Origin of the sequence: Luteimonas rhizosphaerae, assembly GCF_002849595.1 — a bacterium.
In the GTDB taxonomy this organism is placed as follows: Bacteria; Pseudomonadota; Gammaproteobacteria; order Xanthomonadales; family Xanthomonadaceae; genus Luteimonas; species Luteimonas cellulosilyticus.
Map to the genome: position 1 here is coordinate 37,229 of NZ_NRQR01000028.1, position 24,151 is coordinate 61,379.

At 68.5% G+C, this 24,151-nt stretch carries 20 protein-coding genes and 1 pseudogene; 6 read left to right on the forward strand and 15 right to left on the reverse strand.

The features are described from left to right. Positions 1-130: 130 nt before the first annotated feature. Positions 131-1,546 (forward strand): cryptochrome/photolyase family protein, encoded by a 1,416-nt coding sequence (locus CJ022_RS15985; RefSeq protein WP_101927632.1) that lies wholly within the window; start codon positions 131-133, stop codon positions 1,544-1,546. A gap of 293 nt (positions 1,547-1,839) precedes the next feature. Continuing rightward, a complete protein-coding gene (locus CJ022_RS15990) occupies positions 1,840-2,517 on the forward strand; it encodes an OmpA family protein (protein ID WP_101927633.1) in 678 nt (225 codons plus the stop codon). Positions 2,518-2,609: 92 nt separating this feature from the next. Here the strand turns inward: CJ022_RS15990 and CJ022_RS15995 are convergent, their stop codons facing one another. The 9 genes from CJ022_RS15995 to CJ022_RS16030 all read right to left on the reverse strand — a co-directional run bounded on the left by CJ022_RS15995 (position 2,610) and on the right by CJ022_RS16030 (position 11,125). Beyond that, entirely contained in the window at positions 2,610-3,491 is an 882-nt protein-coding gene (locus CJ022_RS15995; protein ID WP_101927634.1) for a DUF6999 family protein, read from the reverse strand. A gap of 48 nt (positions 3,492-3,539) precedes the next feature. After that, entirely contained in the window at positions 3,540-5,438 is a 1,899-nt protein-coding gene (locus CJ022_RS16000; protein WP_101927635.1) for a StlD/DarB family beta-ketosynthase, read from the reverse strand. 94 nt (positions 5,439-5,532) lie between these two features. After that, on the reverse strand, positions 5,533-6,132 hold the full coding sequence (gene mntP, locus CJ022_RS16005; RefSeq protein ID WP_101927636.1) for a manganese efflux pump MntP: 600 nt from the start codon (positions 6,130-6,132) through the stop codon (positions 5,533-5,535). 401 nt (positions 6,133-6,533) lie between these two features. Further along, entirely contained in the window at positions 6,534-6,677 is a 144-nt protein-coding gene (locus CJ022_RS17160; RefSeq protein WP_158238443.1) for a hypothetical protein, read from the reverse strand. A gap of 109 nt (positions 6,678-6,786) precedes the next feature. Next, complete coding sequence (locus CJ022_RS16010) at positions 6,787-7,980, reverse strand: methyl-accepting chemotaxis protein (protein WP_101927637.1); 1,194 nt, start codon at positions 7,978-7,980, stop codon at positions 6,787-6,789. Between the two features lie 373 nt (positions 7,981-8,353). Next, positions 8,354-8,938 (reverse strand): high frequency lysogenization protein HflD, encoded by a 585-nt coding sequence (hflD, locus tag CJ022_RS16015; protein WP_101927738.1) that lies wholly within the window; start codon positions 8,936-8,938, stop codon positions 8,354-8,356. Continuing rightward, positions 8,938-10,101 (reverse strand): tRNA 2-thiouridine(34) synthase MnmA, encoded by a 1,164-nt coding sequence (gene mnmA, locus CJ022_RS16020; RefSeq protein ID WP_101927638.1) that lies wholly within the window; start codon positions 10,099-10,101, stop codon positions 8,938-8,940. Before mnmA ends, hflD begins: the two co-directional genes overlap by 1 nt. After that, positions 10,098-10,577 carry an NUDIX hydrolase gene (locus tag CJ022_RS16025; RefSeq protein WP_101927639.1) on the reverse strand — a complete coding sequence of 160 codons (480 nt, stop codon included), beginning with the start codon at positions 10,575-10,577 and terminating at the stop codon, positions 10,098-10,100. The genes mnmA and CJ022_RS16025 overlap by 4 nt, the downstream gene beginning before the upstream one ends. After that, positions 10,577-11,125, reverse strand: coding sequence for a hypothetical protein (locus tag CJ022_RS16030; protein WP_143704024.1), 549 nt, complete (start codon positions 11,123-11,125; stop codon positions 10,577-10,579). The genes CJ022_RS16025 and CJ022_RS16030 overlap by 1 nt, the downstream gene beginning before the upstream one ends. Positions 11,126-11,206: 81 nt before the next feature. On the opposite strand from CJ022_RS16030, the gene clpS reads away from it, so the two are divergent. Both clpS and clpA read left to right on the forward strand, forming a co-directional pair. After that, the gene (gene clpS, locus CJ022_RS16035) at positions 11,207-11,527 is read left to right on the forward strand and encodes an ATP-dependent Clp protease adapter ClpS (protein ID WP_101927641.1); all 321 of its coding nucleotides are present in this window, start codon (positions 11,207-11,209) and stop codon (positions 11,525-11,527) included. Positions 11,528-11,605: 78 nt separating this feature from the next. After that, a complete protein-coding gene (gene clpA / locus CJ022_RS16040; RefSeq protein ID WP_101927642.1) occupies positions 11,606-13,888 on the forward strand; it encodes an ATP-dependent Clp protease ATP-binding subunit ClpA in 2,283 nt (760 codons plus the stop codon). Positions 13,889-13,991: 103 nt separating this feature from the next. Here the strand turns inward: clpA and CJ022_RS16045 are convergent, their stop codons facing one another. The 6 genes and pseudogenes from CJ022_RS16045 to trxB form a co-directional block, all read right to left on the reverse strand. Then, positions 13,992-15,818 carry a DUF885 domain-containing protein gene (locus CJ022_RS16045; protein WP_101927643.1) on the reverse strand — a complete coding sequence of 609 codons (1,827 nt, stop codon included), beginning with the start codon at positions 15,816-15,818 and terminating at the stop codon, positions 13,992-13,994. Between the two features lie 139 nt (positions 15,819-15,957). Continuing rightward, the gene (gene infA / locus CJ022_RS16050; protein WP_101927644.1) at positions 15,958-16,176 is read right to left on the reverse strand and encodes a translation initiation factor IF-1; all 219 of its coding nucleotides are present in this window, start codon (positions 16,174-16,176) and stop codon (positions 15,958-15,960) included. Between the two features lie 157 nt (positions 16,177-16,333). Then, positions 16,334-17,017: pseudogene (gene aat, locus CJ022_RS16055) on the reverse strand (leucyl/phenylalanyl-tRNA--protein transferase). After that, positions 17,014-18,150, reverse strand: coding sequence for a GNAT family N-acetyltransferase (locus CJ022_RS16060; protein WP_101927739.1), 1,137 nt, complete (start codon positions 18,148-18,150; stop codon positions 17,014-17,016). Before CJ022_RS16060 ends, aat begins: the two are co-directional and overlap by 4 nt. Then, entirely contained in the window at positions 18,147-19,352 is a 1,206-nt protein-coding gene (locus CJ022_RS16065; RefSeq protein WP_101927645.1) for a DUF2254 domain-containing protein, read from the reverse strand. Before CJ022_RS16065 ends, CJ022_RS16060 begins: the two co-directional genes overlap by 4 nt. Before the next feature lie 99 nt (positions 19,353-19,451). Then, entirely contained in the window at positions 19,452-20,426 is a 975-nt protein-coding gene (gene trxB / locus CJ022_RS16070; RefSeq protein ID WP_101927646.1) for a thioredoxin-disulfide reductase, read from the reverse strand. Between the two features lie 154 nt (positions 20,427-20,580). Here trxB and CJ022_RS16075 point away from each other — a divergent pair, with 154 nt between their 5' ends. Together CJ022_RS16075 and CJ022_RS16080 are read left to right on the forward strand one after the other, a co-directional pair. Continuing rightward, entirely contained in the window at positions 20,581-21,648 is a 1,068-nt protein-coding gene (locus CJ022_RS16075; RefSeq protein ID WP_101927647.1) for an alanine dehydrogenase, read from the forward strand. Between the two features lie 46 nt (positions 21,649-21,694). Next, positions 21,695-24,070 (forward strand): DNA translocase FtsK, encoded by a 2,376-nt coding sequence (locus CJ022_RS16080; protein WP_101927648.1) that lies wholly within the window; start codon positions 21,695-21,697, stop codon positions 24,068-24,070. The last annotated feature ends 81 nt before the right edge of the window (positions 24,071-24,151 follow it).

A 24,151-nucleotide genomic window follows, 5' to 3' on the forward strand; every position in this document is an offset into this window, starting at 1 on the left:
TGAGCCAGGCCGAGCGGAAACCGCGTGCGCTGGCGACGCGTGGCCGGACACCGCGACGCGTGCACGCTCGAATCCATCACCCCGGTTCAGTTACCGTGTCCGCCCGCTCCCCGGCCTCTGGTATCGCGTGATGGCGAACGCGCTCGTCTGGTTCCGCAACGATCTCCGGCTCGACGACAACCCGGCCCTGCGGGCCGCGCTCGACGCCGGCCTGGCACCGGTCTGCGTCTACATCCACGCGCCCGAGGAGGAAGGCGACTGGGCGCCGGGCGCGGCCTCGAACACCTACCGCCATCGCGCGCTGGCCGCGCTCGATGCGGCGCTGCGCAAGCGCGGCAGCCGGCTGCGCTATTTCCACGGGCCGACGCTCGCGACGCTGCAGACCCTGGCGGATACCTGCGAGGCCGAGGCCGTGTTCTGGAACCGCCGCTACGAGCCGGCGATCGAGCGTCGCGACACGACGATCAAGCGCAGGTTGCGCGTGTCGGGCCTGCAGGCCGACAGCTTCAATGGTGCGCTGCTGTTCGAACCGTGGCAGCTGGAAACCGGGCAGGGCGGGCCGTACAAAGTGTTCACGCCGTTCTGGCGCAAGGCATTGACGCAGTGGGAGCCCGCGCCGGTCGTCCCTGCGCCGGCAAGCCTGCCGGCGGTGACCGACGGCCCCGCCGGCGTCCCGCTGGACGATCTGCTGCTGCAGCCCGACCTCGACTGGGACCAGGAATTCTGGACCCTGTGGACGCCCGGCGAGGCGGGTGCACACGAGGCGCTGGAGGTGTTCATCGATGGCGCGATGCGCGGGTATCGGCAAAGCCGCGATCGGCCCGACCAGGCCGGCACGTCGCGGCTGTCGGCGCACCTGCACTTCGGCGAGATCGCGCCGTGGCGGGTCGTCGCGGCGCTGGAGGGCGAACGCCGCGCCGGCACCGAAGCCGACATCGACGCTTACATCCGCGAGCTGGGCTGGCGCGAGTTCGCCCATCACCTGCTGCACCACTTCCCCAGGACCCCGGCGGAGGATTTCAATCCGCGGTTCAAGTCGTTCCCGTGGGCGCGACGCAACGGCGCCGCGCTGGCCGCCTGGCGGGACGGCATGACCGGTGTGCCGATCGTCGACGCCGGCCTGCGCGAGTTGTGGCAGGTCGGGTGGATGCACAACCGCGTGCGCATGATCGTCGGCAGCTACCTGTGCAAGCACATGCGGGTGCACTGGCACGAAGGCGCGCGCTGGTTCTGGGACACGCTGGTCGATGCGGATCTGGCGAACAACTCGCTGGGCTGGCAATGGATCGGAGGCACCGGCGCCGATGCCGCGCCGTATTTCCGCGTGTTCAATCCGGTGACCCAGGCGCAGAAGTTCGATCCGGCCGGCGAGTACATCGCCCGTTGGGTACCGGAACTCGCCGCCCTGCCGGTGCCCTTGCGCTTCAGTCCCTGGACCGATCCCACGCGTCTCGCGCGCGAGGCGCCCGACTATCCGCAGGCGCCGATCGTCGATCTCGCTGCCGGACGCGAGGCGGCGCTGGCGGCGTACCAACGCACGCGCTGACCGCCGGCACGTCGTCGTTCCGCCAGCGCCGCGCTCCGGCGGCGACGACATCGAAAAGACGTCGTGAGCATGCGGACCGCCGCAGGCGAACCGCTGTGCATGCGCGCTGCCGCGCAGAGGTTCTCGAGTGTCCACGCGATGCGGATACGCCTTGGCGAAATTCCTGCTGAATAGGCGATCGCCCCGTCACCTCGCATGCATCGGAACCGCGATACCGTCGCCGCGTTCTCATCCGCGGAGCCGCCAACGGTCCGCTCGCCTCAAGTCCGTTCGCAACACAGGAGATCCTGATCATGGGCAAACTCACCACCGCGGGTTTCACCAGCGCCATCGCCAGCGCCCTGCTGCTCAGCAGCTGCGCCACCTACACCGGCCAGACCAGTGCCCCCGACGACCCGAACCGCACGCGCAACAACGCGCTGATCGGCGCCGGCATCGGCGCGGTCGCCGGCCTGCTCAGCGGCGGTGACGCCACCGAGCGTCGCCAGCGCGCCATGGTCGGCGCGGGTGTCGGCGGCCTCGCCGGCGGCGCAGTCGGCGCCTATCAGGATCGCCAGGAAGCCGAACTGCGTCGCCAGACCCAGGGCACCGGCATCGAAGTCGATCGCGAAGGCGACGTGATCAAGCTCAACCTGCCGGACGGCGTGACCTTCGATTTCGGCAAGTCCGACCTGAAGTCGCAGTTCTACCCGGCGCTCAACAACGTCGCCCGCACGCTGGCCGAGTACGACCAGACGATCGTCGAGATCTCCGGCCATACCGACAGCGTCGGCAGCGACGCCGTGAACCAGCGTCTGTCCGAGCAGCGTGCCAACTCGGTGGGCAACTACCTGATGGGCCAGGGCCTGCTGCGCCAGCGCTTCGAGATCGTCGGCTTCGGCAAGTCGCGCCCGATCGCCGACAACAGCACGGACCAGGGCCGCGCGCTGAACCGTCGCGTCGAGATCCGCGTGGTGCCGCTGCAGTCGTGATCGACATGCGTGCGTGACCGCCGCGTCCGATGTCGGGACGGCGGTGTGTTTCCGGAAGGGCCGCGCAAGCGGCCCTTCCGTTTGCGCGGGCGTCAGGCCACGGGTTGGGGGTGCGCGTCCTTCGCCCGGCTCAACAGCGCGTGCAGCATCTCGGTCGACAGGCCGTGCAGCACCAGCCGGTACCCGGCGCGCAGCGTCGTCAGGGGCACCAGCGGGTGCTTGTTGTTGAGGAACACCAGATAGTCCGGGCGCTGCAGCAGCGTCGAGGCGTAGATGCCGACGATCTCGTCGAGCTGCAGCGAATTGGTCGCGCGCCAGAAGTCGTTGTCGGTCAGGAACAGCTGGTAGACCGGCGTATAGACCTCGATCGCGGTCTGCAGGTCGATGAAATTGGTCCAACGGCGCGGCATGTCCGCGAGCGGCAGGTCGGGCTGGTGCAGCATCGAGAAGTCCAGCGTCGCCGGCGGCGTGATCGGCCGGCCGCCGAGCGCCTGGTTCAGATGGATGATGAAATTGAACAGGTTGAGGTCGTGCTGCAGGAAGACGTCGTCGCGCAGGGCATCGATGTCGCGCGGCTGCAGCGGGTGCGAGGGCAGGTCCTGGCCCGGCAGGGCGTTGCGGCCGATGAAGGCCAGCACCTGCGAGCCGAGATGGAAGTGCCGCAGGATCAGCCAGTTGGCTTCGGGGCGGACGAAGGTCTTCATGCCCCAGACGATCGTGCGATGCAGCCACTTCGAGGACGTGAAGCCGTCGGGCAGCACGATCTTCAGCATCTGGATCAGCACGATCGACAGCCGCGCCAGCGGACGCACCACGGGCAGCACGAACTGGCGCGAGCGCGACGCGGCATCCGTCAGCCAGGCCTGCTTCACCGCATCCGCCAGCGGACCGCTGGCGTCGAGGTACAGCGCGAGCCACGGATTGGGATCGCGCGGGTCGTGCGGCGTGTGCAGCCAGTCTTCGGTCTTGCTCATCGCAGGGCTCCTGCCACGTGTGCGGGCGTCGAGTCGGGGGCGCGCATATCAGCGGATCATCGCCAGCTGGCGTGCGTAGAGCACGGCGACGTGACGCGCATCGTCGAGGATCTCGTCGGCGGCCGCGCGTCCCCCGATCGCGAGGACTACGTCCAGCGCCTCGAGCCAGCGGGCCAGATGCGCGACGTCGTTCTCGCCGTGATACGCGAGGAACCGGAAGCTCTTGCCGAGCCAGCCCAGGCGCTGGCGCAGCAGCGGCAGCAGCGCCGGCACGATGCGTTGGCCCGTGCCCTCGATGATGTACATCGCGCCCAGCAGGCCGACCGCGTCGGGCTGCGAGGCGCGCGCATGCAGATAGGCGTTGAGCGCCTCGCCGCCGGGATTGCGCCGCAGGGCGTCGAGCGACGGCGCGTCGCCACCGGCGGCGTGGTAGTCCTCGAACAGCACGTTGTAGTCGTACTGCTCGTCGTCGGCGTGGTGGTGGACGGTCTCGCGCAGCGCGGCGTAGGTCGGCGTCAGGTGATCGGCGGCCTCGCGCATCCACAGGCTGCCCTCGCGCACCTGCGGCACCCATTGCGCCATCCACGCGACGTAGTCGGCCTTGTCGATGCTGCCGTCGCGGATCTTGCGCACCAGCGGCGTCTGCCAGACCTGGCTGCGGTAGTCATGCCAGACGCCGGCGAGCTCGCGCAGCAGACGCGCGACTTCCGGCAGCTGGGTCGCCGGATCCGGTGCATGCGGTGGTGGTGGCAGCGCGTCGGTCCCGGTTGCTTCGATCGACACGCCGGGCGATGGCCCGACGCGCGCGTCCGACGTGGCGGGCGTCTGCGCCGTGGCTGCATCGACGACGGTCAGCGTGGCGAACGCGACGCTGAACTGGCCGGACTCGGGCACGAACAGCAGGATCCGTTCGCCAGGACGCGGCGACTTCTCGCGCAGGAAGTCGTGCAGCATCGTGAAGATCGAGGCGGCGCCGAGATTGCCGCGGTCGGCGAGATTGCTGTACCAGCGCGCTTCGGGAATCTCGAGCTGCGCGAGCTGCAGGCAGCGACGCACCACCGGCGCGAACTTCTGCGACGAGTAGTGACAGAGGAAGTGATCGATCCGGTCCGGCTCGATGGCGCCTTCGCGTGCGAGCCGCACGTATTCGTGCGTCGCGACGTCGAACAGCTGCGGCAGCAGGCGGATGTCCTGGCGCAGCAGCATCGCGCCGTCCGCGTCGGCGGCGCTGAAGTCCGGATAGTCGCCCCAGCGGCGCCCGTCGGCGGACAGACCGGCCTGCATGCACAGCGGCATTTCGCCGGAAAACGATTTGAGATGCAGCGAGTCGAGCCGCAACGCGATGCCGGACGCGGGCAGGGTGCGCGACAGCCGCCACGCGCCGGCGCCGTCGGACAGCATCCAGCGCAGGAAGTGCGCGTCGAAATCCGCGTTGTAGCCACTGGGTGCGAAACGCGAGCGCTTGAACAGACGCGAGGGAAACTCGGCGGCGGTGACCAGTGCGTTCCGGTGCGCGCCGTGCTGCAGCGCCAGCGCCGCGTGCTGCAGCGCCGCCATGCCGGACGCGCAGACCCCGTGATGGCTGGCGGTGGTCATCGCGGGCGCGGCGAGCGCGGCCTGCACCTGGTTGGCGAAGCCCGGCAGCAGCAGATCGCCACAGGACGTGGCGGCGGCCAGCAGATCGATGTCCGTGAGCGCGCCCGGAGCGTCGCCGATGCAGTCGCGGATCGCCGCCGCGGCGAGTCCGGCCGTCGTGTGCGTGCTGTTGCCGTCCGTATCGAGCGCGTAGTGCCGGGTGCGGATGCCGTTCTCGGCGAGGATCCGGCGGCGGATCCTCGGGGACATCGCGTTGATCGGCGCGATGTAGTCGTCGATCGTGGCGTTGTCGATCGGCGCACCGGGAAAGCAGGCGCCGGTGGCGGTGATGTAGACGGCGTCGAAATGCATGCAGGGCACCGGAAACGGGACCGCATCCTTATACCCGACGCGCCTGGCCGCGCGCAGTCGGCGCAGTGCGCGAGCGGCCCCCGAGCGACGCGCGTCAGCCGACGGGCAGGCCGCCTGCGCCGCTGAGATGCTCGTAGAGGATCACGCAGCCGATGACGATGAGGACCGCGCCACCGACGATTTCCGCACGCTTGCCGACCAGCGCGCCCAGCGCACGCCCGAGCATGATGCCGGTGGTGACCATCACCAGCGTGCACAGGCCGATGATCGACGCGACCAGCACGATGTTGACGTCGAGGAACGCGAGCCCAACGCCGATCGCCATCGCATCGATGCTGGTGGCGAAGCCGGTCGTGGCCAGGTTCCAGAAGCCATGGTGCTGATCGGCGTCGGACGCGTCGGACGCGTCGTCCGCGGGATCCTCGCGCAGGCCGGCGTGGATCATGCGCGCACCGAGCACGGCGAGCAGGACGAACGCGATCCAGTGGTCCCATCGCGTGACGTAGGCGGCGGCCGCCAGGCCGAGGGCCCACCCGATGATCGGCGTCAGCGCCTCGATGACGCCGAAGATGACGCCGGCGCGCAGGGCGTCGGGAAATCGCGGAGACCGCATCGCCGCGCCCTTGCCGACAGCCGCCGCGAAGGCGTCGGTGGACATCGCGAAGCCGATGAGCAGGATCGACAGCAGGGACATGGGAACTCGAGGCCGGGCGGACGGACGTCGGCATGCGGCACGCCCAACCTTCGTTGCGCCGGCATGCCGCTGGTCTCGCCAACCTGGACTGGTGATCTGCGCCACGATCGCATCGGATCGAGTGTGTTGACGCAGACGCTTCCGCGTGGCGGAAGCCGGCTACTCCCCAAGGGGTGGCGCATGCTAGCAGCGTCGTTTCCGCGATGCACACGTATAGCCGGTGACATGCGTCATAGCGCTGACGCGGTATGGTCGTGTGTCGATGCGGATCGCGTGCGGTAGACGGTGGTGTCGTCGTGCGCGTCGCGGCTGCGCGTGCGCGATGTCAGCGTGGAGTTCGGAAGACTGCGTCGCGTGGTGCGCCTGCCTGCGCGTGACGCGGTGCCGCGGCGCGTCAATGATCAGAGACCTGCGAGATCCCAGGCGATGACCGCTTCGACGGGATCTCGCCGCGGCGTCGCGGCGAGGGGTGGCAGCGCGACCGCGAGTCTCTCGAGTTCTTCCCGCGATGCGCGCTCCAACCGCTGCAGCAGATCCAGCGGCATGCAGGGCGAAGTTCGCTCCTCACCGGCACCGGTGGGTGGCGCGGCGGCACCGCCCGTCCCGGACGCGGTGCCCGTGGTGTCCCCCGCGCTGGCGCCGCCGCCGTCCAAGTCAGAACAACTCGACGGTGCCGGATCCCATCGATTCCTGCGCGACCGGCTTGTGCGGCGGCTTCTCCCAGGTGCTGCGCGAATCGCGCAGACGCTGGCCGATGCGCTGCAGGGCGTGCATCATTTCGTCGTCGAGCACGCCGCCGTTGCGATGCAGCAGTTCCTGCAGTTCGATCGCCTCGCGGTTGATCGCGTTGAGCCGCTCGAGGTGCGAGTGCACGCCGCCGAGGGCCTGGGTTGCGATGTCCTCGAACTGCAGCGCGCGCACCGCATCGGTGACGCTGGCATCGATGGCCTTGCCGCACTCCGAGATCTCGCGCATGCCGTCGCCGAGCGAGCGGTTGATGCCGGCGACCTGGTTCAGCATGCCGGCCGCTTCGGCGCGGGCTTCGCGGGAGCGATCGAGATCGCGCGAGGCCATGCTCGACACGGTATCGCGGACCTTGGCGATCGATTCCTTCGACGAATGCGCCAGCTTGCGGATCTGTTCGTTGAACGCAGTCGAGCGTTCCGACAGGTTGCGCACCTCGTCGGCGACCACCGCGAAGCCGCGACCGGCCTCACCGGCACGCGCTGCTTCGATCGCCGCGTTGAGCGCCAGCAGGTTGGTCTGGTCGGCGATCGACTTGACGTCTTCGAGCAAGGCGAAGATGCCGTCGAGATGGCCGGCCATCTCGTCGATGTGGGTCACCGTGGTGACGCTCTGGCCGCTGACCTGCTCCAGCGCTTCGACCAGCTGCTCCATGCGGCTGCTGGCGTGCTGGGCGAAGCGGGCGACGTCGGCGCCGCCCATGCCGTCCTGATCGCTGGTGTGGTCGAGCAACCGGCTCATCGCCTGCGACTGCTGCCGCGACTTGCGGTTCATCGCGTCGAAGCTGCTGCCGAGGGCGCCGACGGCCTGGCGGATCAGTTCGCGGGCGCGCTCCACTTCGACGCGCGAGCCCTCGATCTCGGTACCGACGAACTGGCGCAGCTCGGTCAGCAGCTGGTCCTGTTCCTTCATGACCTTCTGCTGCTCGGGCGAGCGCCGGGTGTCGCGCCGGACGATCCACGCGCCCAGAACGAGCCAGCTGGCGAGGAAGGTCGACAGAATCGCCCAGCGGACCGGCGCGGGCCAGTCGAGCGCGAACGCCAGCGGGAGAAGCAGCGTCAGCGCCAGCGGCGCGGCGAGGCGGATCAGGATGCGTACGTACATGGGCGCTCTCAGGGAGATTCTTACATTCCCGGTATCGGCACCACGGTCGACGGCTTTAGCGCGGATGGCGCGCGATGGCGACTGGCCCGCGTGGACGCCGCATGCGTTCAGACTCGACAGCGCACGGCGCGCCGACTCAAAGCCGGCGCGGCCCGTAAGCCTGCCCGGCCCGCGGATTGGAGCCGGCCGGAACCGGCCGCCCGCAACAGGGCCCGAGAGGAGGCTCCGGATTCGCGCCGACGCCGCACCCGCGCGTGCGAGGCCACCGATGCAATGACTTAACTGAGAAACCCCCTGACCGCCGTGCGTCCGCACACCCGAAGCGCTCTGTTTGTTCGCCGTTGGACGCGGGTCGCGCGCGGCGACCCGGGTGTCAGAGCGCTTTGAGCATCTGCTGACGACGCAGCAGGAAATCCCACAGGCTGCCGCCCATCTGCCGCCACAACACCGCCGAACGCAGCGCGGCCAGCAGCACCGCGCGGATCTCGGCGACCACGTCGGCCTGGCCGAGGTAGTGTGGATTGCCCTGGACCATGACTTTGGGCCGCAGGTGGCTGACCGTATCGGCATACAGCGCGCCGAGCGCCGACAGGACTTCGGGATGGGTGTGGCCGAGTTCGTCGGCCTTCGGGCGGATGTCGAGGATGCCGTCGCGCACATCACCCGCGATCTGCTTGTGCGCCACGAAGCGACGCTCGAGCTGGATCACCGACAGCGCCAGGCGCGGCAGGAGGTTGTCGCTGCCCTGGTTGCCGAAGTACTCGCGCAGCAGCATCAGGCCGGGCACCAGCGCCTGACGGCCCCCGTAGACGTCCTCGGGCGATGCCGCATCGATGCGGAACACGCTGTCGAGCGCGGTCGACAGCACGGCCGCGTCGGCCTGGCCGGTCTCGGCGATGCGCCGGACCTGCTTGAGCGCCTGGGCAAGGCCGGCGAGGGCGAGGACGCGTTGCTCCATCATGCCGCCACCCCGCGTGCGCGCAGTTCCAGCGGCGCGTCGGTCCGCGCGATCACCGCGCCGCCCAGGCAGACGTCGCCGGCATAGAGCACCACCGACTGTCCGGGCGTCACGGCGCGCTGGGGGCGGTCGAAGGCGATGTCGAGCTGGCCGGTCTGGTCGTCGATGGTCACGTGGCAGGATTCCTCTTGTTGCCGATAGCGGGTCTGGGCCGTACAGCGGAAGCGCTGCGCGGACGGCGCACCGGCGATCCAGTGCGCCGGCTCGCTCCACAGGCGCGACGACAGCAGGTACGGCGTGTCGGCGCCCTGGGCGACCAGCAGCACATTGTCGCCCACATCCTTGCCGACCACATACCAGGGCGCGGCGTCGAAGCCGCGCACGCCGCCGATCTGCAGGCCCTCGCGCTGGCCCAGGGTGAAATAGAAGACGCCGGGATGGGTGCCCACGCGGCGCCCGTCGGGGGTGCGCATCTCGCCCTCGCGGGCGGGCAGGTACCGGGCGAGGAAGCTGCGGAAATCGCGTTCGCCGATGAAGCAGATGCCGGTCGAATCCTTTTTTTCCGCGGTCGGCAGGCCGGCGGCGCGGGCCATCGCGCGGACATCCGTCTTCGGCAGTTCGCCCAGCGGGAACAGCGTCGCCGCCAGCTGCTGCTGGCCCAGCTGGTGCAGGAAATAACTCTGGTCCTTGCTGCGATCGTGCGCGCGCAGCAGCTGCCACCGGCCGCCTGCCTGCGCGACGCGCGCGTAATGGCCGGTCGCGATCCGCGGCGCACCCAGCGCCTGCGCGGCGTCGAGGAAATGCTTGAACTTGATCTCGCGGTTGCAGAGCACGTCCGGGTTCGGTGTGCGCCCCGCGGCATACTCGGCGATGAAGTGGGCGAACACGCCGTCCCAGTATTCCGACGAGAAATCTCGGAAATGGATCGGCAGGCCGAGCCGGCCGGAGACCGCGACCGCGTCGCGGCGGTCGTCTTCGGCGCGGCAGTGCCCGGCCGCATTCCCCGCGCCTGCAGCGGCACCCGTACCGTCCTGCGGCTCGTCTTCCGCCCAGTTCTGCATGAACAATCCGGCGACGGACTGGCCGGCATCGCGCAGCAGCAGGGCCGCGACCGACGAATCGACGCCGCCCGACATGCCGACGATGACGTCGGGCGCACTCATGCGATGTGCTGCAGCAGCGACAGCGGATACCGCTGACCGGCGAGGCAGTCGGACACCGCCTGCCAGACCAGCGGGCTGCGGTGGCGGGTCTGCGCCTGGCGCAGCTCGTCGGGCGTCATCCACAGCGCCCGGGCGATGCCGTCGTCCAGGGCGCGATCGGCATCGTGCGAGACCGGTGTCGCGACGAAGGCGAAGCGGAGGAAATGGCGGCCGTCGGCTTCGTCGGCGCGCGGCGTCGACTTCCACTGGTAGGCGCCGATGAAGCCGGTCAGGGCGACCGTCCAGCCGGTCTCCTCGAGCGTCTCGCGCAGCGCCGCATCGACCAGCGACTCGTCGGGCTCCAAATGGCCGGCGGGCTGGTTCAGCACCAGGCGGCCGTCGACGCGTTCTTCGACGCACAGCACGCGTCCGCCGTCGAGCACGACGGTCGCCACGGTGACGTCGGGCTGCCAGAACCGTCCCTGTCGATACGCCATCACAGTTCGTCCTTGCCGCCCGACAGCTGGATTTCCATGTCGTCGGCGATCTGCGCGGCCATGTCGACCGCTTCCCGCAGGCGCGCGCCGTCGGCGTCGTCGTACAGCTTGATCACGTAGAACAGCACGTCGCCGTCGATCTCCCACGCGCCCAGCACGTTGGTCTGGCTGTCGCGCAGCAGCAGGTTCGCCTGCTCGGCGCCGAATCCGCCCGCAGGCACCCGCGCGGCGGCCGAGAAGACCTCGCGCACGGCGCCGGTGTCCAGCGGATGGGTCCGGCCCGCGACGAAGGTCAGCTGCGACCGGTCTTCCTGCTGCCAGCCCACGACGATCCGGAAATCCCCGTCCTCGTCGACTTCGTAGCCCAAGGATTGCGCATCCAGCCGGGCGCGTACCGACGGGTCGCCTTCGGGCATCGCCGCGGTCTGCCCGGACAAGGCATCGCCGCCGGACACCGGCGCCGGCGTCTGTGCGGACGCCGACGCGGCCAGGGCCAGCGCAAGGGCGGCCAGGGACACGGAGACGGAGCGGGGGGGGCGGATCGACATGGGCGTTACCTGGATGGAATGGCGCATTCTGAAGGGGGGGGCGGGACCCGTCCATTCGCGCCGGCACTCTATAATTGCGCCATGAGTCGAAAACACCAGCACGAACACGACCACGGCACCGTGGCCGAAGCCAGCAAACCCGAGGTCGCACCGCCACCGCTGTATTCGGTGCTGCTGCTCAACGACGACTACACGCCGATGGACTTCGTGGTCGATGTCCTGACCCGGTTCTTCGCGCTGGACATCGAGCGCGCCACCCAGGTGATGCTGCACGTCCACACCCGCGGCCGCGGCGTCTGCGGCGTCTACAGCCGCGAGGTCGCCGAGTCGAAGGTCGCACAGGTGAACGAATACGCGCGACTCAACCTTCACCCCTTGCTGTGCACGATGGAAAAGGCCTAAAACAGGGGCGGGACGGGGATGGAAATGCCGGAACCGGGCCCCACTTAGGGTCATAGTGCTTCCGGAGGCAAACGCCCCATGTTCAGCAAAGATCTCGAGTTCACCATCGGCCAGTGCTACAAGCGCGCCCGCGAAGCGCGCGACGAGTACATGACGGTCGAACATCTGCTGTTGTCGCTGCTCGACAACCCGTCCGCCGAAGCGGTGTTCAAGTCCACTGGCGCCGATTTCGATCGGCTGCGCGCGGATCTGGAACAGGCCATCCTGACATCGGTGACCAAGCTCGCCGAAGATGACACCCGCGACACCCAGCCGACGCTCGGGTTCCAGCGCGTGCTGCAGCGCGCGGTCTACCACGTGCAGTCGTCAGGCAAGAAGGAAGTGACCGGCGCCAACGTGCTGGTCGCGATCTTCGGCGAGAAGGACTCGCACGCGGTCTACTACCTCAACCAGCAGGACGTGACCCGCCTGGATGTCGTGAACTACCTGTCGCACGGCATCGCCAAGAGCGGTGGCGAAGAAGCGGAAGGCGGCGGCGACGAAGCCGGCGCGGCGAAGGGCGACGGCGAGGGCGAGGCCAAGGGCGACGCGCTGGCGGAGTACGCCAGCGACCTCAACAACGCCGCGAGCGAAGGCCGGATCGATCCACTGGTCGGCCGCGCCGAGGAAGTCGAGCGCACGATCCAGGTCCTGTGCCGCCGCCGCAAGAACAACCCGCTCTACGTCGGCGAAGCCGGCGTAGGCAAGACCGCGATCGCCGAAGGCCTGGCCAAGCGCATCGTCGACGGCGAAGTACCCGAGGTGCTGGCCGACGCGACGATCTTCTCGCTCGATCTCGGCGCGCTGGTCGCAGGCACCAAGTACCGCGGCGACTTCGAGAAGCGCCTGAAGGCCGTGCTCGCTGCAATCAAGAAGCATCCGGGTGCGATCCTCTTCATCGACGAGATCCACACCATCATCGGCGCCGGCTCGGCGTCGGGCGGCACGATGGACGCGTCCAACCTGATCAAGCCGGCGCTCTCGTCGGGCGAGCTGCGCTGCATCGGCTCGACCACGTTCCAGGAATACCGCGGCATCTTCGAGAAGGACCGGGCGTTGGCGCGGCGCTTCCAGAAGATCGACATCGTCGAGCCGACCGTCGGCGAGACCTATGAAATCCTGCTCGGCCTCAAGCCGCGCTACGAAGCGCACCACGGCGTGACCTATGCCGACGAGGCACTTCAGGCCGCCGTCGATCTGTCGGTCAAGCACATCGCCGACCGTCTGTTGCCGGACAAGGCCATCGACGTCATCGACGAGGCCGGTGCCCGCCAGCGGCTGTTGCCCGAGGGCGTGCGCAAGGCGCTGATCGACGTCGAGGAGATGGAGACGATCGTCGCCAAGATGGCGCGCATTCCGGCCAAGCAGGTCAGCGCCAGCGACAAGGACGTGCTCGAGCATCTCGAGCGCAACTTGAAGATGGTGATCTTCGGCCAGGACGCGGCGATCGAATCGCTGACATCGGCGATCAAGCTGTCGCGCTCCGGTCTCGGCAGCCCCGACAAGCCGATCGGCAACTTCCTGTTCGCCGGTCCGACCGGTGTCGGCAAGACCGAAGTCACCAAGCAGCTCGCACTGCAGCTCGGCATCGAGCTGGTGCGCTTCGACATGTCCGAATACATGGAAGCGCATTCGATCAGCCGTCTGATCGGCGCGCCTCCAGGCTACGTCGGCTTCGACCAGGGCGGTCTGCTGACGGAAAAGATCGTCAAGACGCCGCACTGCGTGCTGCTGCTCGACGAGGTGGAAAAAGCCCATCCGGACATTTTCAACATCCTGTTGCAGGTCATGGACCGCGGCGTGCTGACGGACACCAACGGGCGCGAGGCGAACTTCCGCAACGTCATCCTGGTGATGACGACGAATGCCGGCGCCACGCAGGCGTCGCGCCGGTCTATCGGCTTCACCCACCAGGACCACCGCAGCGATGCGATGGAAGTCATCCGCAAGGCCTTCACGCCGGAGTTCCGCAACCGCATCGATGCGATCGTGCAGTTCCAGTCGCTGGGCCTCGATCACATCCTGCGCGTGGTCGACAAGTTCCTGATCGAACTGGAAAGCCAGCTGCACGAGAAGAACGTCGCGCTGTCGGCGACGCCGGACGCGCGCGACTGGCTGGCCAAGCACGGCTTCGATCCGCAGATGGGCGCACGACCGATGTCGCGCGTCATCCAGGACAAGATCAAGCGCAAGCTGGCCGACGAGCTGCTGTTCGGCAAGCTGGCCGATGGCGGCCGCGTGACCATCGAAGTCCGCGACGGCGAGCTGGTCGTCGATGCGTTCGCCGAACCGGAGAAGCTGCTGACCGCGACGGTGGAGTGACCGCAGGCCTTGGTCTGCAAACCATGCGAAACGAAAAAGGCGCCCCGCGGGGCGCCTTTTTCATGGGAGGGCGTCGACTCCCGCCGACGCCCCCGGCGTGGCCTCAGCCTGCTTCGACGCTATCGATCCAGGCGTCGACACGCGCCTCCAGCAGGTTCAGCGGCAGCGCGCCGCCGCCGAGCACCGCGTCATGGAAGCCGCGGACGTCGAAGCGGTCGCCGAGGCGTTCCTCCGCCGACGCGCGCAGTTCCTGGATGCGGATCATGCCGATCTTGTAGGCCGTCGCCTGGCCGGGCCACGACAGGTAGCGCTGCACTTCCGAGCGGATCGTCGCCTGCGGAAAGCCGGTATTGGCGTTGAAATAATCGACCGCCTGCTGCTCGGTCCAGCCTTTGGCATGCATGCCGGTGTCAACGACCAGACGCACCGCGCGCCACAGCTCCGAGCTCAGCTGGCCGTAGCGGGAATAGGGATCGGCATAGGTGCCGGGGATCTCCTTGGCCTGCCACTCCGAGTACAGGCCCCAACCTTCGCTGTAGGCGGTGCTGCGGTACTGGGTGCGGAACTGCGGCACGCCGGTCAGTTCCTGTGCGATCGCGATCTGCATGTGATGCCCGGGCAGGCCCTCGTGATAAGCGATGACTTCCAGCTCCGGCTTCGGCATCGCGTTCATGTCCGACAGATGGGCGTAGTAGATCCCCGGCCGCGTGCCGTCGGGGCTGCTGGGGAAGTAGTGCTGCGCCGCGCCCGGTTCCTCACGGAACGACTCGACCCGGCGCACGACGAGGTCGGCCTTCGGCAGAAGGCCGTAGAACTGTGGCAGCTGCTGCTTGATGTTCGCCAGCAGGCGGGTGGATTCATCGAGATAGCCCTGACGGCCGGCGTCGGTATCGGGGAACTTGAACTGCGGGTCGGTGGCGATGAAGCGGAAGAACGCCTTCAGGTCGCCATCGAAACCGACTTCCTCGCGGATCGCATCCATCTCCGCATGCAGGCGCGTGACGTCGCGCAGGCCGATGTCGTGGACCTGGTCCGGGGTCAGGTCGGTACTGGTGTTCTGGCGCAGCTGCGCCGCGTAGTACGCAGCGCCGCCGGGCTGGGTGGTGCTGACGCCGGCCGGGTTCTCGAGTGCGTTGTCGATGTCGCCCTCGTACCAGGCGATGACGCGCTGGTAGCCCGGTCCGACCGATTCGAGCAGGGCGGTGCGCGCGTCGGCCTTCAGCGCGTCGGCGCGGGCCGCGTCGATCGTGCCGGCGTCGCGCAGCGCATCGGCCTTCTTGACGAGGTCCGCCCACAGTGCGGTGTGGTCGCCGATGATGCCGTCGTAGGCGAAACGGGGCGGGCGGATGCCGGCTTCCGCACTCTGGGCGACCTGCCCGAGCAGGGTGTCGAACATCGTGGGCAGCGCCCGCAGACGCTGGATGTAGGCGAGGTAATCCGCTTCGGTATCGACGCGGTGGAAGTTGATCAGCAGCGTCGGCAGCATCGCCTGCGGCCCCATCATCTGGGTGAAGGCATAGGCGTTGCGCCGGAACGGGAGCTGGGCCACGGCGTCTTCGTATTCGAGCTTCCACAGGTCGTAGGACAGTCGGCCTTCGAGATCCAGTGCATCGCGGTCGAAGGTGCGCGCCATCTCCTCGACGCTGGCGCGGCGCCAGGCGATCTGCCGGTCCATGCCGGCGTCGGAGACGTCGTCGAGCTGGTCGTAGAGCTCCTTGCGCCCGAGGAAGGTCAGGCCGATGGGGCTGAACTGCAACGCGGTTTCGTACTGGGCGTCGAGCCAGGTATTCAGCCGCGCGGTTTCCGCGGACGGCGGTGCGACCGTCATCGCAGCGGGCGCAGCAGGCGCGGCGGGCGCCTGGGCCGCGGCGGTGGGAAGGACGAGCGCGAGGGCGAGCGCGAGGGCGCTCAGGGCGGGCAGCTTGGGCATGGGCAGAATCCGGTGGGCCAGAGGTGAGCCCGAGCGTAGCGCGCCGCGCGCGTGGCCCGCCATGTGCCGATGGTCGCGTCCCGCCGAAACGACGAAGGCGGCCCCTGGGGCCGCCTTCGAGGATGTCTCGGATCCGCGCTTACTTCATGCGGTAGGTGATCCGGCCTTTGCTCAGATCGTAAGGGGTCATCTCGACCTTGACCTTGTCGCCGGTCAGGATGCGGATGTAGTTCTTGCGCATGCGTCCGGAGATATGCGCAATGATTTCGTGGCCGTTCTCGAGCTTCACCCGGAACATGGTGTTCGGGAGCGTTTCGGAGATCGTGCCTTCGAATTCGATGACGTCGTCTTTCGCCATGCGTCGTGATTACTCGTCTGTGTGGAAGGGCGCGCGAGCGCGCGCCGCAGTGAAGCGGGGCATTCTCGCACGCGGCCGGTGACGATGCAAAAGACGACGGCGCGAACTGACCCAACGGATCGCCCCCGCACCGTCTCCGGTCTCGCATTCCGTCGCCTCAGCCCGCGAGCGCGCTCGCAGGCTGGACGCCGAACCGGGGCGACCAGTCGCTGACAGGATCCTGTTCGACCAGGGGCGCGATCGCCGCGGCGAACCGGGGCCGCGGCCACGCTGCTGCGCCCAGGCGCTGCAGATGCGGGTTCTCCAGCTGGGCGTCGAGCAGCGGCATCTCCCATGCGGCCAGCTGCCGCGCCAGCATCGCCAGCGCGACCTTCGAGCCGCCCGGCACCGCGCTGAACATGCTTTCGCCGAAGAACATCCGGCCGATGGCCACACCGTAGATGCCGCCCACGAGCCGCGCGCCATCGAAGACCTCGACGCTGTGCGCATGGCCGGCGGCGTGCAGGGCGCGATAGGCCTCGCGCATCGCCGGGGTGATCCAGGTGCCGTCCTGGCCGGCGCGGGGCGCCGTGGCGCAGGCGTCGACGACGGCCGCGAACGCCGTGTCGGCACTAACGTGCCAGGAGCTGGCGCGGAGCGTGCGACGGAACCGCCGGGGCAGGCGGAAGGCCGCGGTCTCGAACACCGCACGCGGATCGGGCGACCACTAGGCGTTGCAGAGCCGCGGCACCGAGAGGTCGCCGCCGAACGCGAGCAATCCGTCGGGACGCCGCAATGCGGTCTCGACCGGCGGAAACGGCGCCCGGGGATCGTCCTGCAGACGCGGCAGGTGCAGGCTCACTGGGCGGGCGGCGGATCGCGGAACGGGCTGTGGCGTGCGAGCGTCGCCGCGTAGTCGCGGATCGACCCGGCCTCGTCGGCGCACCAGCCGCGCAGCGCGTCGGCGAAGCGCGGATCGGCGATCCAGTGGCGGCTGTGGACCAGCGTCGGCAGGAAGCCGCGCGCCAGCTTGTGCTCGCCCTGGGCGCCGGGTTCGAAGCGTTGCAGGCCTTCGCGGAGGCAGTAGTCGATGCCCTGGTAGTAGCAGGTCTCGAAGTGCAGGCCGGGCAGGGTGGCCAGCGCGCCCCAGTATCGACCGTAGAGCGTGTCGCGGCTGCGCAGGCACAGCGCGCCGGCGATCGCCGCCCCGTCGGCCTCGGCTAGGATCATCACCAGCTGGCGGGGCATCGCGCGGGCCAGGTGTTCCAGGAAGGGCAGTGTCAGTGCGGGCGAATTGCCGTACTCGGCGAACGTCTGCAGATAGAACCGGTGGATCGTCGCCAGATCGGCCGCGCTCGCCTCGTCGCCGTGGACCACCCGGAACGTGACGCCGGCGCGCGCGACCTTGGCGCGCTCCTGGCGGATGTTCTTGCGGTGCTTGTGGTCCATCGCCGCGAGGTAGTCGTCGAAGCTGGCCCAGCCGGCGGCATTGCGCCAGTGGTACTGCACGTCGATGCGCGCCAGCCAGCGGTCGTCGAATGCGGCCTGCTCGTCTTCGGTGTGGAAATTGACGTGGGCCGACGACCAGGCCGCGTCCCGCGTCGTCGTCTCCAGCGCCGCGACCAGCGCAGTGCGCGCGGCGGCGTCGACGGCCAGCAGGCGTGGACCCGTGACAGGCGAGTAGGGCGCCGCGACCAGCAGCTTCGGAAAGTAGTCCTGTCCGTAGTGCGCATAGGCCCGTGCCCAGGCGTGGTCGAAGACGAATTCCCCATGCGAGTTGGTCTTGCGGTAGGCGGGTGCCGCGGCGACCAGCCTGTCGTCGGACCACAGCGTCACGTGCTGCGGCGTCCAGCCCCAGTCGTCGCGCAGGCAGCCGTGCGCCTCCAGCCCGGACAGGAACGCGTGGGACACGAAGGGATTGCCGTCCGGCACCAGTGCATCCCAGTCGGCGGCACGGATCGCATCGAGTCCGCGCAGGATCCGGATGTCGTTCACGGGCGCTCCGTCTTCGCCGCGCAATGGCGCAGGGCGTCGAGATCGGGCGGGAAGGTCAGCGTCGCTTCCGCGCGCGCCAGCGCCAGCGCGGCGTGATGGGCCGCGGCAGCCGCGAAACGCGGGTCGCCGGCCGCTGCGATGGCCGCCAGTCCCTTCTGCAGCCGGATCCCGACTTCCAGGCTGCCGGCACCGTCGCGTGCCAGCAACGGGAAGACATCGTCGAACGCATCCTCGATGGCCAGCGGCGGGACGAACACGCGCCCGTAGCGGGTCTCGGGCGTTGCCGTCGGCGCCCGTGCCCATTCGCACAGCAGGCGCGTGGCCGTACCGACGACGTCGATCGCGGTGCCGCTGTCGTTGACCGCCTGCGACAGGGCGCGCGTGCCGATCTCCGTCAGCACGACGAGCCCGTAGCGCGGATCCTGATCGAAATTGCGTTCGTCGCTGATCGTGAACGCCTCGCGCAGCGCGTCTGCGGTCTTCGCGTCCAGTGGGCCGCCTTCGCAGCGCAGCAGCGGGCGCCCCGGCACCGCGAACACGCCGGGGCGCAGCGCGAGGTGGAGCACCAGGCCGGCGTCCTCGGCGAGTTCCGCCAGTCGCGCGACGTCGATGTGTTCGACGTAGCCGATCGCATCGGATTCGATGGCGTGGCCCGTTTCTGGTGAGATCGCCCCCGGTGCAGCGCCGAGGTAGGGATCCTCGAGATGCGTGTCGAGCGCCTCGCGTGTCGCGCGCTCGACCAGGTTGATCGTCGCGCCGACCCGGCCGAAGCTCGCCAGCTGTTCGATCCACGCCAGCAGCGTGAGGGTGATCAGCACGATGACGCCGACGGTGGCCGCGAACAGCACGACGCGTCCGCTGTCGCCATAGATGCCGGTGCTGAGCGCGATCAGGCCGACGACCGAGAACAGAAACGCGCCGATGAAGGTCGACAGCGCCCCCTGCGCGGCGCTGTCGGCGATCAGCAGGCGCGTCGCCCGCGGCGTCGCGCCGTTCGACGCCGAGCTGTAGGCCGAGACCATCGTCGACAGCGAGAACGTCGTGACCGCCAGCATCGAGGTCGCGAGGATGCCGAGCAGATTGCCGACCGAATCGGCGCCGATGCGTCCCGCCAGCGACTCGGGAATCCAGGTCTTGACCAGCGCGCCCACCAGCGCCGTCAGCACCGCCACCGCGCAGTACAGGGTGGCGCGTACCCACATGCGACGACCGAGCCGTCGCACGAATCGACGCAGCTGTTCCAGGGTCACGCCGGACGGCCCCCGTGCGGGCAGCCGGCGGCGCGGCGCGCCATGCGGGCGTCAGCCCTTCTGGTCGAGGAAACGCTCGGCATCGAGCGCGGCCATGCAGCCGAAACCGGCGGAGGTGATCGCCTGACGATAGTGCTGGTCGGCGACGTCGCCGGCCGCGAATACGCCGGGGACCGAGGTCTCGGTCGCGCCGCCCGACAGGCCGGAGCGGATCTCGAGGTAGCCGTTGTTCATCGCCAGCTGGCCTTCGAACAGCGTGGTGTTGGGCGTGTGGCCGATCGCGACGAAGAAACCGTGCACGGCGATCTCGCGGGTGCTGTCGTCCTGCACGGACTTCAGGCGCAGGCCGGTCACCCCGGCCTCGTTGCCCAGCACCTCGTCGACGGTGTGATGCCACACCGGCACGATCTTGCCGGCCTGGATCTTGGCGTCGAGCTTGTCCTGCATGATCTTCTCGGCGCGCAGCGTGTCGCGGCGATGCACCAGGTAGACGGTCTTGGCGATGTTGGAGAGGTACAGCGCTTCCTCGACCGCGGTGTTGCCGCCGCCGACCACGGCCACATCCTGGTCCTTGTAGAAGAAACCGTCGCAGGTCGCGCATGCGGACACGCCGCGGCCCTTGAACGCCTCCTCGGACGGAATGCCGAGGTACTTCGCGGTCGCGCCGGTGGCGATGATGATCGCGTCGGCGGTGTAGGCGCCGCTGTCGCCGGTCAGGCGGAACGGACGCTGCGACAGATCGGCGGTGTGGATGTGGTCGAACACGGTCTCGGTGTCGAAGCGTTCGGCATGCGCCTGCATGCGCGTCATCAGGTCCGGACCCATCAGGCCGTGCGCGTCGCCCGGCCAGTTGTCGACCTCGGTCGTGGTCATCAGCTGGCCGCCCATCTGCATGCCGGTGATGACCACGGGCTTGAGATTGGCACGTGCGGCGTAGACCGCGGCGGTCCAGCCGGCAGGGCCGGAACCGAGGATCAGCAGGGGAATATGGCGGGTCGTGACGGGACTGACGGGGGAGGGGCTCATGTATACTCGCGGGCAATGACATCGCAGCGTGGCGTGCCCATAGCTTGGCGGTGCAGTCCCCGCAAAACAAGGCGCGGCAGCTTCTGCCAGCCGGAACAATCCATCCGCGACACGCCGCCTCAATGCGGCGTTTTTTTGTGCAGGAGTCGGCGACATGCGTATCGGTATTCCCAGTGAGACCAAGACCCTCGAAGGCCGCGTGGCCCTGGTGCCGGAAGCGGCAGGTGATCTGGTCAACCGTGGCCACGAGGTGTGGGTGCAGCAGGGCGCTGGCCTGAAGTCGGGCTTCAGCGACGAGGCCTACACCCGTCTGGGGGTGAAGATCGCGCCGGATGCGGCCGCGCTTTATGAGAAGGGCGAGCTGATCGTCAAGGTCAAGGAGCCGATCGAGGGCGACCTCGCGCTGCTGCGCAAGGATCACCTGCTGTTCTGCTATCTGCATCTGGCGCCGCTGCCGGAGCTGACCAAGCGTCTGCTCGACATCGGCCTGACCGGCGTCGCGTTCGAGACCGTCGAGCTCGACAACGGCGACCTGCCGTTGCTGGCGCCGATGTCGGTGATCGCCGGCAAGATCGCGGTGCAGGTCGGCACGCATTACCTGCACCAGCCGCTGGGCGGCAAGGGCAAGCTGCTCGGCGGCCTGCCGTCGACCGAGCGCGGCAAGGTCGTGGTGTTCGGCGCCGGCGTGGCCGGCGGTGCGTCGGCGGCGCTGGCCGCGGCAGGCGGTTCCAATGTCGTGGTGTTCGAGAAGCGCCAGGACCGCATGGAACAGATGATGCGTCTGGGCAACAACGTCACCGCGCTGTATCCCTACGACGATGTCGTCGCGCGCGAAGTCGCTTCGGCCGATCTGGTGATCGGTGCCGTGCTGGTGACCGGCGCGGTGGCGCCGCACGTCGTCACGCGCGAGATGATCAAGTCGATGGAGGACGGCAGCGTGCTCGTCGACATCTCGATCGACCAGGGCGGCTGCTTCGAGACGTCGCGCGGCACGACGTGGAAGGAACCGATCTACGTGGAGGAGGGCGTGACCCACTTCTGCGTGACCAACATGCCGGGCGCCGTGCCGCAGACCTCGTCGCAGGCGATCTGCGCCGCGATCCTGCCGTGGGTCAACAAGCTGGCCTCCGGCCAGTGGCGCGACAACCAGGCGCTGGTGCGCGGCATCAATGTCGAAGGCGGCAAGCTTGTGCATCCTGCGCTGCAGGGCATGAAACTTTGAAGTAAGATCAACCCACTAGCCGATCTTTCTCAGGTAAAAACGCACGGTGGCACGCCCGCTTTCCGATCGCGCCAAGAAGCGCAGCGCCCCCAAGGATGCCGGTCCGCCGGCATCCCGGGCCGCGTCGAATCCGCGTCGCCAGCGTCTGGTGCGCGACATCGCCCTGATCCTGATCGCGCCGTTGCTGCTGTACCTGCTGGCCTGCCTGGTCACGTATTCGCATACGGATCCGGGCTGGACCAATGCCGGCAACGTGACCTCGCCGCTGCAGAACGTCGGCGGACCGGTGGGCGCGTGGATTGCGGACGTGCTGCTGCACCTGTTCGGGTTCGTGGCCTATCTGCTGCCGCTGATCCTCGGCGCGATCGCGTGGATCGCGCTGTTCGGCATCGATCGCGAGCGCGAGGACGGCGCGGAATTCGGTCCCGCGCTGCGGCTGGTCGGGATCGTCGGTTTCCTGGTCGGTGCGACCGGCCTGCTGTATCTGCGATTACCCGCGGTCGAGAATCTCTCGGCGGGCGGCGGCGGAATCCTCGGCCGCCTGATCGGCAATTCGCTGTTCGGCACGGTGGGGCCGGTCGGTGGCAATTTCTTCCTGCTCGCGCTGTTCCTGGTGTCGGTGACGCTGGCGACCGGCCTGTCGTGGTTCGCGCTGATGGACCGGATCGGTGGCTGGGCGGTGCAGCTGCCGGCGCTGTTCCGTCGCAGCAGCAAGCAGGCGACCGAATGGAAGGAAGCCCGCGTCCATCGCGAGGAGCGTACCGAGGCCCGCAAGATCGAAACTGAGCTGCGCGCCAAGCGTGCCCCCGTGAAGATCGAACCGCCGGCCGCGCCGCCGGTCGTCGAGAAGAGCGAACGGGCCAAGCGCGAGCAGCAGATCCCGATGTTCCATGGCGTCAACGCCAACGGCTCGGACCTGCCGCCGCTGTCGCTGCTCGATGATCCGAAGCCGCAGCCCAAGGGTTACGACGAGGACACGCTCGAGACGCTGTCGCGCCAGATCGAGTTCAAGCTCAAGGACTTCCGCATCGACGTGCAGGTCAAGGAGGCCCAGCCGGGCCCCGTGATCACGCGGTTCGAAATGGAGCCGGCGCCGGGCATCAAGGTCAGCCAGATCAGCTCGCTGGACAAGGATATCGCCCGCGGCCTGTCGGTGAAGTCCGTGCGCGTGGTCGACGTGATTCCCGGCAAGTCGGTGATCGGCCTGGAAATCCCGAACACAACGCGGGAGATGATCTATCTCAGCGAACTGCTGCGCTCCAAGGAATACGACAAGTCCGGCAGTCCGCTGACGCTGGCGCTGGGCAAGGACATCGGCGGCCGCTCGACGGTGGCCGACCTCGCGCGGATGCCGCATCTGCTCGTCGCCGGCACGACCGGTTCGGGCAAGTCGGTCGCCGTCAATTCGATGGTGTTGAGCCTGCTGTTCAAGGCCAGCCCGAAAGAGCTGCGCATGCTGATGATCGACCCGAAGATGCTGGAGCTCAGCGTCTACGAGGGCATCCCGCACCTGCTGGCGCCGGTGGTCACCGACATGAAGGAGGCCGCCAACGGCCTGCGCTGGTGCGTGGCGGAGATGGAACGCCGGTACAAGCTGATGAGCGCGGTCGGCGTGCGTAATCTCGCGGGCTTCAACAAGAAGGTCAAGGACGCGCAGGACGCCGGGCAGCCGATGTCGGATCCGCTGTTCCGGCCGAATCCCGAGACCAGCGACGTCGCCGAACTGCTGGAGCCGCTGCCGTACATCGTCATCTTCATCGACGAATTCGCCGACATGATGATGATCGTCGGCAAGAAGGTCGAAGAGCTGATCGCGCGCCTGGCGCAGAAGGCGCGCGCCGCCGGCATCCATTTGATCCTGGCCACGCAGCGGCCATCGGTCGACGTCATCACCGGCCTGATCAAGGCCAACATTCCGACCCGCATCGCGTTCCAGGTCAGCTCCAAGATCGATTCGCGCACGATCCTCGACCAGTCCGGCGCGGAAACGCTGCTCGGCAATGGCGACATGCTGTACCTGCCGCCGGGCACGGCGATGCCCGAGCGCGTGCACGGTGCGTTCGTGTCCGACGAGGAAGTGCATCGCGTCGTCGAACACCTGAAGCAGACCGGGAAGGCCGACTACATCGAAGGCGTGCTCGACGAAGTGCAGACCATGGGCGACGGCACCGTGGTCGGCGCGACCGGCCTGCCGGAAACCGGCGGCGGTGGCGGCGACGAAAGCGACCCGCTGTATGACGACGCGGTGCGCATCGTCACCGAAACCCGGCGCGCGTCGATTTCCGGTGTGCAGCGTCGCCTGAAGATCGGCTACAACCGTGCCGCGCGCCTCGTGGAAGCGATGGAAGCGGCCGGCGTCGTGACCCCGCCCGAGCACAACGGCGACCGCAGCGTGCTGGCCCCGCCGCCGCCGCCGCGCTGAGTCGGGGCCGGACGCGATCGCGGGGTTTGCGCGTGTCGCGTCCGCATTCAGCATGACGTTCGCACACTGCGGGCCTTCCAT